12 protein-coding genes are annotated in these 13,180 nt (G+C 54.1%); 6 read left to right on the top strand and 6 right to left on the bottom strand.

Annotated features, from left to right (window positions below; genetic code table 11):
• Positions 1–68 precede the first annotated feature (68 nt).
• Genes ABDW36_RS19825 through ABDW36_RS19835 form a run of 3 tightly spaced genes read left to right on the top strand, consistent with a single transcriptional unit; the run spans position 69 to position 1,985 of the window.
• Positions 69–833, top strand: coding sequence for an ABC transporter ATP-binding protein (locus ABDW36_RS19825; RefSeq protein ID WP_343703659.1), 765 nt, complete (start codon positions 69–71; stop codon positions 831–833).
• 29 nt (positions 834–862) lie between these two features.
• Complete coding sequence (locus ABDW36_RS19830) at positions 863–1,393, top strand: YfiT family bacillithiol transferase (protein ID WP_343703660.1); 531 nt, start codon at positions 863–865, stop codon at positions 1,391–1,393.
• Positions 1,394–1,424: 31 nt separating this feature from the next.
• The gene (locus tag ABDW36_RS19835; RefSeq protein ID WP_343703661.1) at positions 1,425–1,985 is read left to right on the top strand and encodes an NUDIX hydrolase; all 561 of its coding nucleotides are present in this window, start codon (positions 1,425–1,427) and stop codon (positions 1,983–1,985) included.
• 10 nt (positions 1,986–1,995) lie between these two features.
• Here the strand turns inward: ABDW36_RS19835 and ABDW36_RS19840 are convergent, their stop codons facing one another.
• Genes ABDW36_RS19840 through ABDW36_RS19850 form a run of 3 tightly spaced genes read right to left on the bottom strand, consistent with a single transcriptional unit; the run spans position 1,996 to position 5,705 of the window.
• Positions 1,996–3,282 carry a folylpolyglutamate synthase/dihydrofolate synthase family protein gene (locus ABDW36_RS19840; protein ID WP_343703662.1) on the bottom strand — a complete coding sequence of 429 codons (1,287 nt, stop codon included), beginning with the start codon at positions 3,280–3,282 and terminating at the stop codon, positions 1,996–1,998.
• A gap of 8 nt (positions 3,283–3,290) precedes the next feature.
• Positions 3,291–4,769 (bottom strand): DUF5723 family protein, encoded by a 1,479-nt coding sequence (locus ABDW36_RS19845; protein ID WP_343703663.1) that lies wholly within the window; start codon positions 4,767–4,769, stop codon positions 3,291–3,293.
• Between the two features lie 54 nt (positions 4,770–4,823).
• A complete protein-coding gene (locus tag ABDW36_RS19850) occupies positions 4,824–5,705 on the bottom strand; it encodes a hypothetical protein (RefSeq protein WP_343703664.1) in 882 nt (293 codons plus the stop codon).
• A 235-nt stretch (positions 5,706–5,940) separates the two neighbouring features.
• Between ABDW36_RS19850 and ABDW36_RS19855 the strand changes: the two genes are divergently transcribed.
• Complete coding sequence (locus ABDW36_RS19855) at positions 5,941–7,200, top strand: MFS transporter (RefSeq protein ID WP_343703665.1); 1,260 nt, start codon at positions 5,941–5,943, stop codon at positions 7,198–7,200.
• Here ABDW36_RS19855 and ABDW36_RS19860 read toward each other — a convergent pair.
• From ABDW36_RS19860 to ABDW36_RS19870, 3 genes are read right to left on the bottom strand one after another with little or no spacing between them, the layout of a single operon-like run.
• Positions 7,142–8,437 carry a radical SAM protein gene (locus tag ABDW36_RS19860; RefSeq protein WP_343703666.1) on the bottom strand — a complete coding sequence of 432 codons (1,296 nt, stop codon included), beginning with the start codon at positions 8,435–8,437 and terminating at the stop codon, positions 7,142–7,144. The genes ABDW36_RS19855 and ABDW36_RS19860 overlap by 59 nt on opposite strands.
• Positions 8,434–9,021, bottom strand: coding sequence for a hypothetical protein (locus ABDW36_RS19865; protein WP_343703667.1), 588 nt, complete (start codon positions 9,019–9,021; stop codon positions 8,434–8,436). The genes ABDW36_RS19860 and ABDW36_RS19865 overlap by 4 nt, the downstream gene beginning before the upstream one ends.
• 2 nt (positions 9,022–9,023) lie before the next feature.
• Entirely contained in the window at positions 9,024–10,058 is a 1,035-nt protein-coding gene (locus ABDW36_RS19870; protein ID WP_343703668.1) for an agmatinase family protein, read from the bottom strand.
• Between the two features lie 137 nt (positions 10,059–10,195).
• Between ABDW36_RS19870 and ABDW36_RS19875 the strand changes: the two genes are divergently transcribed.
• Positions 10,196–10,597: a cytochrome c maturation protein CcmE gene (locus tag ABDW36_RS19875; RefSeq protein WP_343703669.1), complete on the top strand. Its 402-nt coding sequence runs from the start codon at positions 10,196–10,198 to the stop codon at positions 10,595–10,597.
• Between the two features lie 39 nt (positions 10,598–10,636).
• Complete coding sequence (gene ccsA / locus ABDW36_RS19880) at positions 10,637–13,123, top strand: cytochrome c biogenesis protein CcsA (protein WP_343703670.1); 2,487 nt, start codon at positions 10,637–10,639, stop codon at positions 13,121–13,123.
• The last annotated feature ends 57 nt before the right edge of the window (positions 13,124–13,180 follow it).

The following is a 13,180-nucleotide window of genomic DNA, read 5'->3' on the forward strand; positions in this document are numbered from 1 at the left end:
AATTCAGGAAGGAGGCGCCCGGTAAAACGGAGCGCCTCTTTTTTTGTGTTTTTGTGTAATTTGGCCGAATGGAAAAACGCAAGATCATTGAGGTGAGAGACCTGGTAAAGCAGTATGGGGACTTTACCGCCGTGAAAGGGATCAGTTTTGATGTATACGAGAACGAAGTGTTTGGCCTCCTGGGGCCCAATGGCGCAGGCAAGTCCACCACGCTGGAAATTATTGAGACGCTGCGCCAGAAAACCTCCGGCACCGTGATAGTAGATGGCCTGGACCTGGATGAGAAGCCAGACGCCATCAAGAAGATCATTGGCGTGCAGCTGCAGACGTCCGGTTATTACCCTGGTTTGAACCTGCTGGAGCTGATAGAGCTGTTTGCCGGGCTGTACAACCAGCCCGTAAACGGGATGGAGCTGCTGAAGGAGTTCAACCTGGAAGACAAGGCAGGGGAGAAGTTCAAATCCCTCTCCGGCGGGCAGAAGCAACGTTTTTCCATTGCTACCACGCTGATCAACCGCCCCCGCATCATTTTCCTGGATGAGCCTACCACGGGCCTGGACCCCCAGGCCCGCCGCAACCTGTGGACGCTCATTCAGCATGTACGGGCACAGGGCACTACCGTAGTGATCACCACACACTATATGGACGAAGCGGAGTTTCTCTGTGACCGCTGCGCCATTGTAGACAGCGGCCGCATCATTGCGCTGGACTCTCCTGATGCGCTGATAGACCAGCTCGTGGCAGGCGGTTTTGAAAGAAAGAAGGAAGTGAAAAAGGCCAACCTGGAAGATGTGTTCATTCACCTCACCGGGAAAGACCTCCGGGAAGAGTAGCCGGCATTCGTCAATCGTAACTGTTTCATATGGAAGATTTACGCTACCCCATCGGCCCCTTTCAGGCACCGGTGGTGATCAATGCAGACATGCGGAGAAAGTTCATTAATGACATCCGCTATTTGCCCTCCCTGCTGGAGCTGGCCGTGCAAAACCTTGATGCGCATCAGCTGCAGACGCCCTACCGCCCCGGCGGGTGGACGGTAGCGCAGGTGGTCCATCACCTGGCAGACTCCCATATGAACGGTTTTATCCGCATCAAAATGGCGCTCACGGAAAACAACCCTACTATCAAACCTTACGATGAAACCGCCTGGGCAGAGCTGCCTGACGTGCAGCATGTGCCCATCAATATGTCCATCACCCTGCTGCATGCGCTGCATGCCCGCTGGGTGGCCGTGCTGGAGCATCTGGAGCCCGGAGATTGGGACCGCACCTTTTTCCATCCCGGCAACAATGCTTCGTACACCTTGTCAAAACACCTGGCCAACTATTCATGGCATGGCCTTCATCACCTGGCGCACATTGAGCGCCTCAAGGAACGGGAAGGCTGGAAATAAGGTGCATTTCTCACATTTGTAACTAACTGCTTTGGACTGGAAACTTGTAAACTCGGAATACCTCTATAAAGAACCCTGGTTAACCCTGCGCAGGGATATCTGCGAAACGCCGGCCGGTGTGCTGGTAAACCCGTATTACGTGCTGGAGTACCCGGATTGGGTGTGTGTGATGGCCGTAACGGAAAACAGGGAAGTGATCCTCATCAGGCAATACCGGCATGCGTACGGCAAGGTGCTGCTGGAAATTCCCGGCGGCGTGATGGATGCTACGGACACTTCGCCCGAAGCTGCCGCACGCCGGGAGCTGCTGGAAGAGACTGGCTTTGCCTTCAGTCACTTTTATGACCTGGGAGTGGTATCTCACAACCCGTCTACCAGCACCAATCTCACGCACATGTTCCTGGCCACCGGCGGAAAGCGCGTACAGGAGCAGGCCCTGGACGAGAATGAAGAAATAGAAGTATTACTGAAAGACGTAGACGAAGTGGGGAAAATGCTGAAAGAGCGCCAGTTCCTGCAGAGCCTGCATGTAAGCTGCCTGCATTACGGGCTGGAAAAAATAAAGGAGCTGCGTGACGCAGGCCAACTGTAGGGCCGATGCTTCAGACGCCCGGCACTTCGCCCACAATAAACACAGAGCCGCAAACCAGCACCATGTCTTCATCACCAGCGTTGGCAAGCGCTGCGTGATAAGCAGCAGGTACGTTTTCATAGGCCGCTCCCCGGAGGCCGGCTTCCTGCGCCATGCGGTACAGTTCGTCTTCCGGCAGGGCGCGCGGTATCTGTGCTTTGGTGAAATAATATGTTGCGTTCTTCGGCATCAGGGTTAGTGCAGCCGGTACATCCTTATCTTTTACGAACCCGGTCACAATATGCAAGTGGCGGTATTGAATCAGCGCCAGCTGTTCCAGTATAGCTTTGATGCCTGCTTCGTTATGCCCTACGTCCAGCACGGTGTAGGGCGCCTGCTGTACTACCTGCCAACGCCCCCCTAACCCCGTAAGTTTCCGCACGTTGGCCAGCGCAGCCCCCACATTGCCTGTTTTCCAGCCCGCCTGCTGCAATACGCGCAGCGCAGACAGTACGCCCAGCAGGTTTTTTTCCTGGTAATGGCCCGGCAGGTCAAGCGTATAGGTCTCCTGCTCGCTGGTACGTGTATTCGCCACCGTTACCGCCAGCGAATCCAGGGCGGGGAAGGAGTCTATGATAGCCCATTCCTGGTCTGCAAAATAAATGGGAGAGAGGCGCTGATCTGCCGCGTCGTAGAATACGGGAGCGGTTTCAGGCTGTGTTTCGCTGATCACCACCGGCACGTCAGGTTTGATGATACCTGCTTTTTCATAAGCTATCTGCTGCAGGGTATTGCCCAGCACGTTCATATGGTCAAAGCTGATGTTGGTGATCAGGGAAAGCACGGGCGTGATCACGTTGGTGCTGTCCAATCGGCCTCCCAGCCCGGTTTCTATAATGGCAATATCTACCTTTTCTTCCGCAAAGTAGGCAAAGGCCATGGCTACCGTCAGCTCAAAGAAGGAGGGTTGTATGGTGTCTATTTTTGCGCGCAGGCGCTCCACAAATTCCACTACCCGGTTTTCGGGTATCATGGCGCCGTTGATCTTGATGCGTTCCCTGAAATCGTACAGGTGGGGGGAGGTGTAAAGCCCGGTTTTATACCCGGCCTGCTGCAGCACGGCCGCCAGCATGTGGCTGGAAGAGCCTTTGCCGTTGGTACCGGCAATGTGTACAGACGGGAAGCGGTTTTCCGGGTGGCCCAGTATGGTGCAAAGCTCCCGGGTGTTCAGCAGGTCATGCTTCAGGGCAGATGCACCCTGTTTGCTGAACATGGGCAGCTGGTTGTACAGGTAGTCGATAGTTTGCTGGTAGTTCATATGCCTGGCTATATGTCAGGGCAGGCAACGCTGCTTTTCCGCCTGCGAAAAATGCCGCCATCTCCCTTGTCCCAGCTCCCCTTTTTAAAGCGGATCGGGATCACGCGCAAAGCTACGAATACATCCGCATGATTGATGCGGGGCTGGAAAAGAGTAGTAAAAAGACTGGAAGAACCGATGACCAGCGGCCCGGCACGCAGGGCCAGCCCCGCGTCTACCTGCCCGTAGCGGTTAACGGAAAGCGGCAGGTAAGCGCCCAGGTGTTTCGTTTCAAAACGTGGGGTTACCATCAGCCAGGTGAGGGCGCTGGTTTTGTGATCGTCATTGGTACCGCCGGTGAGGGCAATGGTAGCGCTGGCGCTCACAAAAAAGCGGCCGTCTATGTTATAGTCTCCCATCAGGTTGAGGGAGGTGGGCAGGTTCATGTAAAAGGTACTGTCCGATTCCAGGGAGGTGAAGGTGCTGGCCATGCGGTTGGCATATTGCCGGATGCTTTCTTCCTTGCGTTTGCCGAGCATGTTGGCCGGGTAATTCTGCGCCCGCATGTCAAGGTCTGCGCTGATGGGTGACTTGTCATACCTGATACCGCCGATGTCTACCACAGAAATGCCTGCACGGGCTTTCCAGGTATCGGCGTCAGGGTTCCAGTCGCCGTTCTCGTACACGCTGCCAAAACCGTCGTTATCTGTCCGCCATTCGTAAATAAGGCCAATGTCTGCCCCTATGCCCGGGTTATGGAAAGGGCTGTAAAGAGATTGCCAGCTATCTCCGTTGGTATCCAGCTCTGCGTTATAACCGTAGAATACGGTACCCTGGTTTATGTCAATCAGGTTCTGGTTTTTCAGCAGCAGTGAGCCATCCCGCCCTACGGCATATACAGCGGCCTGGCCGGCCAGGTACTTGAGCGTAATGCCGGCTTTTAGGCGGTGATCTCCGCGGTCTCGTATTACCCGGGCGTAGCTGAGGCCAAATTCGTTCCACCAATGAGCGAAACCGCCGCCGTAGGTGTCTGAAATATTGCGGTTGTTGTATTTCGGGTTAGGGTAGTTGATGGCGAAGAAATTGGCGGTGGAGGCTTCCAGGCCGCCGCCGTACGTAGACCCGCGTACGCGCCAGGTGAAGGCTACAGACTGCTTTTCGTCAATAGCGTACAGCCCTGAGGGCATCATGATGTCTGCGCTGCCCCAGGCGTATTGTTTGCGGGTGGCATTGGTATCCGGAAAGTAATCCCGCCACATCCGGAAAGAGTCTGCAGAGAGCAGGGAAGATTTTTCGAACTTGACGTAGGTATTGCCGGCCCTTGCATCGGCCCCTATGATATTCACATCCCAGCGGTAACGGCTGCCGGCCGCGCTGGCAGGGTTGAACGGCACGGCGTGTATACCTGCGTACTGGCTGGTATGATACCCCGGAAAACTTTGCGCCTGCACAGCGGCAGCAGCGCATATTCCCGCTATTAACAGTAAGAGCCTGTTCTTTAAGTACATAGAATAGTCGGCAGATTAGTTTTTAATAACGGGAAAACCGGAATAATATTCTCCTTATTGCGCTTTGAAGTAAAAACGGATAGGGCCGAACTGTTCTTCCGGCGCGTCCGAACTGGCATTGTACTTGATTCTTTTAGCCGCTTCAATGGCAATCTGGATCGCTTTTGGATTGTTAATGGTAGAATTCTTCAAGGTATAGGCGGCGCTGATCACATTGCCCTGCCGGTCTACTTTTATGTTTACGGCTACATAGCCGGTTTCGTTGCCATCCCACGTCACAGAGGGCCTGTTTACCAGGTTTCTGCCCTGCAGGCGGAAGTCAGACGCGCCCCTGCCTGCGCCGGGCGTGCCGGTATAGCCGGTGGCATTCGGGTCTCCGCCTATTACGCCACGGTCTCCGGGCCTGCCGGTGTTGCCTTCGCCGCTGGAGTTGTTGCTGCCATTGGCGCTGTTGCCACTATTGGCATTGTTGGAGCTGCCGCCGGTGAACACTGCCTTGGGCCTTTGGGGGGCCGGCGGGGCGGGTGGCGCTACAGCCTTGGGCTTGCGTGGTGTCTTTTCCGTTTTGGTCTCTATGGTTTTAGCAATTTCTTTGGGTTTGGGCGCCGGTTTGGGAGGATTTTTCACCTCAGGGGCGTCTTCTTCGTTCTGGGTGGCCAGGTCTTGCGTATTGCCCTGGTCTTCAGCCGGGGCCGGCGTGTTTTGAGGAACAGAAGGCGCCGGCTGGCTGGCTGCAGGCGGGTTGGGGTTCAACGGTTGTTCGTCTCCCATTCCATCATCCGAGGTGCCCAGGTTCACTTCCATGCCCAGGTCCTGGTTGGGCAGCGGCGGCGGTGCTGAAAAGCTGATCATGAACAGGCCCACTAACAGCAACGCATGCACGGCAATTGTAAAACCGGCGGCTTTTATATTTTTCTGTTGTTTTTGTTCCTCCATCTTGGTTCCAAAGTTAATATTTTTTCAATATGCCGCCCGGGGATTGTATGAGCGGCGGAACCCGCCCCCGGCCTTTGCTGCATAATTGCGGCAAAAACCGCACCAGGCGGAGGAGAAAATGGCGCTGTGGCCATTTCAGGCAACCTGCCGGCCGCATTACCGGATAAACGCAATTAATCAACAAATCACCTCATTGGTAATATTCCTTTTGGTTCTTACTGCAACCCGGCATAGCTTGCAAACGCATATGTACAACAAAACGATCTCGCTTTACAGGAACGCCTACAGCGGCATTTCCCCCCGCGTATGGTGGCTGGCCGTGGTGTTGCTCATTAACCGGAGCGGCAACATGGTGATCCCCTTTTTAACGATCTACCTGACGTTTGAATTGCATCTGCCCCTGGAACAGGCCGGCATCATCATGACCCTTTTTGGCGCCGGCGCTATCTGCGGCTCCCTGCTGGGCGGCAAGCTGGCGGATACCATCGGTTTTTACCCCGTGCAGTTCTGGAGCCTGGTGCTCAACGGCACCATGTTCATTTTGCTGGGACAAATGCACACCTTCCCCTCCCTGGCCGCAGCCATCTTCTTCCAGGGCTTGATAGGTGAATCTTTCAGGCCGGCCAATGCCGCCGCCGTAGCGCATTACAGTGACGCTGCCGGCCGGTTGCGGGCCTATTCCCTCATCCGCCTGGCCACTAACCTGGGCTGGGCCGTTGGCCCCGCTTTAGGGGGCATGCTGGCTGCCATCGGCTACAAATGGCTGTTCTGGACAGACGGGCTGGTGTGCATCACCGCAGGTTTGTTGATGCGCATGGTGCTGCCGCCGGTAAAAGTGCTCCGGGAAAAGAAGGAAGAAAAAGAAACGCAGGTCAAAAGGCTGGATTCTGCGTACAAAGACTGGGTATATCTCTTTTTTATACTGCTGGTTACTTTGTTTGCCGTGTGCCTGTTCCAGATGTTCACCATTGTGGGCGTGTTCTTTAAAGATAAATTGCAGCTTACGGAAGGCCTCATCGGCATTGCGCTGTCCGTTAACGGTCTGCTGATAGCGCTGGTGGAAATGGTGCTGGTATATAAACTGGAAAATAAACGGCCGGATGTGTACTACATCAGCATAGGAGCCCTGCTGATGGGCCTGGCGTACCTGGTGTTCAATATTTTCCCTGCGGTAACCGCCCTGGCGTTCATCTACATCATCACGTTCACTTTTGCGGAGATGATGACGCTGCCTTTTATGAACAACTTCTGGATTCACCGCAGCAAAGACCACAACCGCGGGCAATATGCGGGTTTGTATATGGCCTGCTACAGTGCGGCGCACCTTATTGCGCCCACATTAGGCGCATTTGTAGTGAAAAACCTGGGTTATTCGGCCTGGTGGTACATGGTAGCGGGCATTTGCGTGCTTACCTTCATCGGGTTCAGATGGCTGTTCAGGCGTGTGCAAAATCCTCTTCATAGTTCCCCAGCATCCGTTCCATCGGTGGGTTGAAATAGCCGAACTTCAGATCCGGGAACTCCTCGCGCAGCAGCTCCAGCATTTGTTTCATGCCCAGGCAGTCTCCGGTTTCGGTAACGCCGATCTTGCCGAGGTACCAGTCAGGGTCAATATTGAAGTTCCGCCATTGTATCATGCTCAGGCCGGTGGTTTTGATCAGTTCGCGCAGCGCTTCATATTCCTCCACGCTGTCTGTCATGCCGGGGAACACGAAGTAATTGATGGAAGCCCAGCCGCCATGCTCCCGCACCACTTTAATGCTTTCCACAATGTCTGCAAAGGTGTAGTTATTGGGGCGGTAATACGGCGTATAGATGTGCTCTCGCACGGAGTTGAGGCTTACGCGGATGCTGTTGAGACCCGCCTTGCACAGCTCCCGCACGGCGTTGGGTTTACTGCCGTTGGTGTTGATATTGATGCTTCCCTTGGAAGTATGTTTGCGTATTTCGAGAATGGACTCGCGGATGGTTTCCCACATCAGCAGCGGCTCTCCTTCGCAGCCCTGGCCGAAGCTCACAATAGGGAAGGGCGCCGTTTCCAGGTGAGGCACGGTGAACTCTACAATTTCCGCAGCGGTGGGTTTGAAGCTGAGACGGTCTTGCGTAGATACAATGGTTTCTTCTTCCGGCTGGAAAGAGATGCAGCCAATACAGTTGGCGTTGCAGGCGGGAGAAGAAGGCACCGGGCACTCCCACCGGCCCATGAAATAGTTGCGGGCGGCGGGGCAGTGGTAGGTGAGGGCGCAGTTGTTGGCCAGGTGCTGCACCAGGCGGTTGTGCGGATAGGCTTCCAGCAGGGTGGATACGCCGCTCTTCACCTTGCTGTCGCTAAAACCGGCGCATTCCTGCCGGATGTCTTGCTCAATGCGGGTAGCCGGCACGTAAAACTTGTCATCATGCCAGCCGGCTGCGGTATAACAGAAAAGCGGCAGCGTAGGCGCATCAGGCATGGTCTCATAAGCGGCCAGGTAAAAGCCGGTATGTGCGGGCGGAATGAAGGCGGCCACCGCCCAGCCTTTTTCACAAAGGCGCATTTCTCCCGTTTCCACATCTATGCCAATACCACGGCGGCCCGGCAATTCGTACAGATTGCCGCCGTCCGGCAGCTCTATCCATTCATCGTCCGGGATGGGCAGGGCATCCCAGCCGCTGCGCCCGGCCACGTAAAGGGAAGTGTCTTCAAAAATATTCCCTTTACCGTCTGAATAGAGTATGTATGGAGATACGTTCATTGTATGCGTGTTTGGAAAAATTGGTTCATTTCCGCGGCTTTGGTGGTGGAAATATCGTCCAGCACCTCCAGCTGCAGTATTTTATTGTTCTTAAAATCCAGCGTGAGCAGGTCGTTCCGCAAAATTACGTTTTTCATTTCGTTCCAGCCTATGCGGCGCGTGCCGAACACGGTAGGCAGGGTAATGCCTGTGGTGTCAAATGATACGTAAGACGGCTGCAGTATCTTGTATTCCGCATAGCCGATGTAGCCGATGCCCAGGCCGGCCAGGAAAAGCGTAAAGCCCACAATGGGCTGCATGTGCGAAAGGAAGTACAGGCAGCCGCTCAGCATGGTGAAAGCCTGCAGCATGCGCAGCACCGTATTGGCTTCTGAAAATTTGCGGATGCGGCGCATCAGCAGGGGAAAAGCCACGCTCACCAGGCCCATTGCTATAAACAGGAAGGCTATCATCCAGTTAGGGCGCTCCAGCTTATAGGTGCCTATTACGTTAAAGAGGAAAAGTATACCCACCATGCCATGCATTACCGGCTGCAAACGCAGGCGGGTCATAGCGTTGGGATGTAAAATGCGGAATTTGTACATGATTATTTCACCATCAGGTTACACAACTTGAAAAGCATGCGGGCGCCTACGTTGGCATCCCACTCATCCAGCCCTGCGCTCACTTCCACCAGGTCAAAGCCTATCAGGCTGCGGCCGCTTTCCAGTATTTTCCTGAACAGGTAAAATACCTGCGGCCCTTCCAGCCCGCCGGCTACCGGGGTGCCTGTATGGGGGCACAGCTTCGGGTCAAGCCCGTCTATGTCAAAACTGATATACACCTGCTGCGGCAGTTGGTTGATAATATCGTCGCAAATGCTTTTCCATGATTCGCCTTCAAAGCCGCGTTCCTTGATCTGCTGGTCAAAGAAGGTCACCACGCGGCCATTGCTGTTGCGGATGTACTGCAGCTCCTCTTCACAATAATCCCTTACGCCCACCTGCACCAGCTTCTTCACCTGCGGTACTTCCGCCAGCGCATTGTACATAATGGAAGCGTGGGAATATTTGAACCCTTCATAGCTGTCACGCAGGTCTGCATGCGCATCTATCTGCAAAATACCATAGTCGCCCTTATGCTCGCCTATGGCCTTGAAATAGCCCAGCGGCGTGCTGTGGTCTCCTCCTACAAGGCCTACCAGCTTGCCGCGCTGCAGCAGTTCTTTCGTTTGCTGGTATACCCAGTTGTTCATTTTCTGGGTTCCCCTGTTCACATCATCCAGCGAGCGGCGGAGAAAGTCGTTTTCCTGCACGTCACCGCCTTCTGCCAGGAACCGGAGGTACAGCTCCGCCTCCTTGCGGAGATAGTCGCTGCGGAGCAGGAGCTGCTTGTCGCACTCCCGCATGTAAAACCCCTGGCGCCAGCCGCCGTCCACATCCGCGTCGTAAAGATCTACCTGCAGGGATGCCTTGAAAATGTGCTCCGGCCCGCGGGCTGTACCATGTGTGTAAGACACCGTCACTTCCCAGGGCACCGGCACCAATACCAGCCGCGCATCTTCCTCACCGAAGGGAAGCCCGAAAATGTTATTGGACAATAACCCCGGCGAGTTGGGATCAAAATTCGAAAGATCAGCCATGATTATTTCAATATACTTTGCTATTCCGCCGCAAAGGTAACGGTAAAAATCGGAAACCCCGTCCCGCAAACCTGACGAATATCAGCCTTCCCCATTCAGTTTTTTGGCTACCTTTGTTAACAATTAATCTGGTAAGGATGAAGAAAACTAGTATCATTTTACTCGTCGTAATAGCCGTATGTGTGGCCGGTATGGTAATGATGGTGGGGGATTTCAGTACCTATGAAACATTTGCCACCGCGCGCAAGAAAGAAGGGAAGAAAATTCACGTGATAGGCGCGCTGGACAAGGATAAGGAGGTGGTGTACGATCCCGCCAAAGATGCCAATTATTTCAGCTTTTTTATGAAAGACAAGGCAGGTGAGGTAACCAAAGTGGTCTTCAACGGCACCCGCCCCACCGACTTCGAAAAATCTACGGAGCTGGTGCTCACAGGCAAAATGGTAGGCTCAGAGTTCCATTGCGACAAGATACTGATGAAATGCCCTTCCAAATACAAAGACGAACAAACGGCCTACAGCGCGCAAAAAGACATATAACGTCATTTTCACAACTACAACAACTTACGGATCACAGCTTTGGAAAATATTAAATATGTAGGGGAGCATTTACTTCCCGGCCAACTGGGGCATTTCTTTACCATCCTGGCATTTGTGGCTTCCCTGGTGGCCACCGTGTCTTATTTCAGCAGTGTACGGCAGCAAGACCCGCTTAAAAAGGCATCCTGGCTGAAAATGGCCCGCTGGGCCTTTTTTGTGCAAACAGCCTCTGTGTTTGCCGTGTTCGGTTTCCTGTACTATATCATTTCCAATCACCTTTTTGAATACAAATACGCCTGGCAGCACTCTTCGCGAGACCTGGAGGTGAAATACCTACTGAGCTGCTTCTGGGAAGGGCAGGAGGGCAGCACGCTGCTCTGGAGCGTTTGGCACAGTGTGCTGGGCTGCATCCTCATCTATACCTCCAAAAAATGGGAAGGCCCGGTGCTGACCGTGATCTCCTTTGCCCAGGCCTGCCTGGCCGCCATGCTGCTGGGTATTTACATCTTTGACTACCAGATGGGCAGAACGCCCTTCATCCTGATGCGGCAAGACGCGCCGGACTCTCCCGTGTTCATGAACCCCAACTATCTGCAGTTTAAACAGTTCGTAGACGGCAACGGCCTCAACGAGCTGCTGAAGAACTACTGGATGGTAATTCACCCGCCGGTACTGTTCCTGGGTTTTGCCTCCGTGATTGTGCCCTTTGCTTACGCCATCGGCGGGCTGTGGACGCGTAATTACAGCGAATGGGTGAAACCCGCGCTGCCCTGGGCCCTTTTTGCCACCATGATGCTGGGTACCGGTATTATGATGGGCGCGGCCTGGGCGTATGAATCGCTCACGTTCGGCGGCTACTGGGCATGGGACCCCGTTGAGAACGCCTCCCTGGTGCCCTGGCTCACCCTTGTGGCCGGCGTGCATACCCTGCTGGCTTACCGCAGCTCCGGGCATGCGCTGCGCTCCACCTTTTTCTTTTTCATCATCTCTTTCGTATTCATCCTGTACTCCACCTTCCTGACCAAGAGCGGCGTACTGGGCCAAACTTCCGTACACTCCTTTACAGACATGGGCATGAGCGGCCAGCTGCTGGTGCTGCTGGGTCTGTTCTCCATTCCCTCCTTCTGGCTGCTCATCAAGCGGAACAAGGAGATACCGAAAATTGTCAAGGAGGAAAGCACCTACTCCCGCGAGTTCTGGCTGTTCGTAGGCGCGCTGGTGCTGCTGGTATCAGGCCTGCAGATCACCTTCATCACCTCCATTCCCGTTTGGAACAAGCTGCTGGACTTCTTCGGCCTTAAAAAGCTCTTCAACCTGGAAGACTTTGCACCGCCCACAGAGCCCGTGTTCTACTACAACCAGATCCAGATATGGCTGGCCATTATCGTAGCTACGCTTACCGCCGTGGTGCAGTACCTGAAGTATAAAGACACGCCCAAAGGTACCGTAATGAAGAAGCTGGGCTGGCCCACGCTGATAGCCCTGGGCATTACCGTGCTCATTGCCTGGGCCGGGCGTATTTATTATACCAATTACGGCGCCGGCTTCCTGGTGGCCATCTACCTCATGCTGTTTGCCAGCGTATACGCCATAGTGGCCAACTTTGGTTACATCTTCCTGGTATTGAAAGGAAAAACCAAAGCTGCCGGCGCTTCCGTGGCCCACATCGGTTTTGGCCTTACGCTGCTGGGCATTCTCATTTCTTCCTCCAAAATGGAAGTACTGTCAATTGACAGCATGGGCGTGCTCAACGGTTATTTCACCAAGGAAAGCGGGCAAAACTCAAGGGAAAACGTGATGCTGCCCAAAGGGCTGCCTGTGCAGATGGGACCTTATTTTGTGACTTACCGCGGAGATTCCGTAGATGCGGCAGACAAGTCCAAAACCCTTTTCATCATGGACTATGAAAAGAAAGCCCGCCTGGAAGATGAGCCTACAGAGCGCTTCACCCTGTACCCAGATGCGTTCCTGAACGTAAAAGGGCAGGAGGGCATCACTCCCAACCCCGATTCCAAACACTACCTCACCCGCGATATCTTCACCTACATTACCGCCGTACCGCGGAAAGACGTGGTGACAGACAGTACGCCCTACAAGGAGCACATCATTGCCCAGGGAGATACCATTTATTTCTCCAAAGGCTTTATGGTACTGAACAACCTGAAAACGGGCCCGCAGCAAAAGAATTATCACCCTGAGCCGGGAGATATTGCCGTAGGGGCGGACATTTATGTGCACACCAAAAGCAACGGGGATTTTAACCTGCAGCCCGTCTACTTCATCCGTGACAGCAGCTTCCAGAGCAATATACCAGACTCCATCAGCCCGCTTTCCCTGGCCGTGCGGTTCACCAAAATACTGCCCAACGAGAACAAGGTGCAGATAGAAGTGAAAGAAACACAGGCGCCGATGGACTACGTGGTGATGAAAGCCCTGGTGTTCCCCTTCATTAACGTGTTGTGGATAGGCATCCTGGTGATGATAGTGGGGTTTGTGATGAGCATCCGCCAGCGCATCAGAAGATAGATAAAATAAAAATAATATGGGGAGGGCAGCCGCAACAGGCTGCCCTTTTGTTATATT

It is taken from the genome of Chitinophaga sp., assembly GCF_039596455.1.
Classification (GTDB): domain Bacteria; phylum Bacteroidota; class Bacteroidia; order Chitinophagales; family Chitinophagaceae; genus Chitinophaga.

Bases quoted from the DNA above. Each gene is read 5' to 3' on its own strand.
- ABDW36_RS19845 (WP_343703663.1), bottom strand. From the start codon at position 4,769: ATGTACTTAAAGAACAGGCTCTTACTGTTAATAGCGGGAATATGCGCT.
- ABDW36_RS19870 (WP_343703668.1), bottom strand. From the start codon at position 10,058: ATGGCTGATCTTTCGAATTTTGATCCCAACTCGCCGGGGTTATTGTCC.
- ABDW36_RS19865 (WP_343703667.1), bottom strand. From the start codon at position 9,021: ATGTACAAATTCCGCATTTTACATCCCAACGCTATGACCCGCCTGCGT.
- ABDW36_RS19875 (WP_343703669.1), top strand. From the start codon at position 10,196: ATGAAGAAAACTAGTATCATTTTACTCGTCGTAATAGCCGTATGTGTG.
- ABDW36_RS19840 (WP_343703662.1), bottom strand. From the start codon at position 3,282: ATGAACTACCAGCAAACTATCGACTACCTGTACAACCAGCTGCCCATG.
- ABDW36_RS19860 (WP_343703666.1), bottom strand. From the start codon at position 8,437: ATGAACGTATCTCCATACATACTCTATTCAGACGGTAAAGGGAATATT.
- ABDW36_RS19830 (WP_343703660.1), top strand. From the start codon at position 863: ATGGAAGATTTACGCTACCCCATCGGCCCCTTTCAGGCACCGGTGGTG.
- ABDW36_RS19850 (WP_343703664.1), bottom strand. From the start codon at position 5,705: ATGGAGGAACAAAAACAACAGAAAAATATAAAAGCCGCCGGTTTTACA.
- ABDW36_RS19825 (WP_343703659.1), top strand. From the start codon at position 69: ATGGAAAAACGCAAGATCATTGAGGTGAGAGACCTGGTAAAGCAGTAT.